The following is an 837-nucleotide window of genomic DNA, read 5'->3' as shown; positions in this document are numbered from 1 at the left end:
ATTATTGCCTGTGGTACGAGCTACCACGCCGGCATGGTCGCACGTTATTGGTTTGAAGAAATTGCTGGTGTGTCATGTAATATCGAAATTGCATCTGAATTTAGATATAGAAAGTCGGTTGTTCCGGCTAATGCACTATTGGTTACAATCTCGCAGTCAGGTGAAACAGCCGATACTCTGGCAGCACTAAGACTGGCCAAAGAAATCGGATATAAAGCTAGTTTGACCATTTGTAACGTGCCTGGTTCTTCACTAGTTCGTGAGTCAGACTTAAACTATATGATGAATGCGGGCGCTGAGATCGGCGTAGCATCCACCAAGGCATTTACCGTTCAATTAGTTGGCTTACTGCAGCTTGTCGTCGCTATTGGAAAGAACAAAAATATGCCAGCCGAAACGGAAGCTTCGATCGTTGAGGCCTTACAGGCACTTCCTTCAATCATCGAACAAAGCTTGGATATGGATAAGCAAATAGCCGAATTGGCGGAAGACTTTGCTGACAAGCACCACAGTTTATTCCTGGGTCGTGGTGATCAATACCCGGTTGCGATGGAAGGTGCACTGAAGCTTAAAGAGATTTCGTATATTCACGCTGAAGCTTATGCCGCAGGCGAATTAAAGCATGGCCCATTGGCTCTTATCGATGCAGACATGCCAGTCATTGTTGTTGCACCGAACAATGAGCTTCTAGAAAAACTGCATTCTAACGTTGAAGAAGTACGTGCAAGAGGTGGTTTGATGTATGTTTTTGCTGATCGAAACGCACACTTCAAAAGTGATGACACCATGAAAGTACTAGACGTACCACATTGTGAAAAGATCGTCGCGCCGATTTTA

General features: G+C 44.7%; 1 protein-coding gene. It reads left to right on the top strand.

Translation table 11 applies throughout. The features are described from left to right. A partial coding sequence (locus tag A3766_RS28465; protein ID WP_156509223.1) for an isomerizing glutamine--fructose-6-phosphate transaminase occupies positions 1 to 837 on the top strand: 837 nt, incomplete at both ends.

The sequence above is a fragment of the Oleiphilus sp. HI0132 genome, from assembly GCF_001635845.1.
The sequence above is the reverse complement of the archived record's forward strand: the minus strand, read 5'-3'. Positions and strand labels throughout refer to the sequence as shown.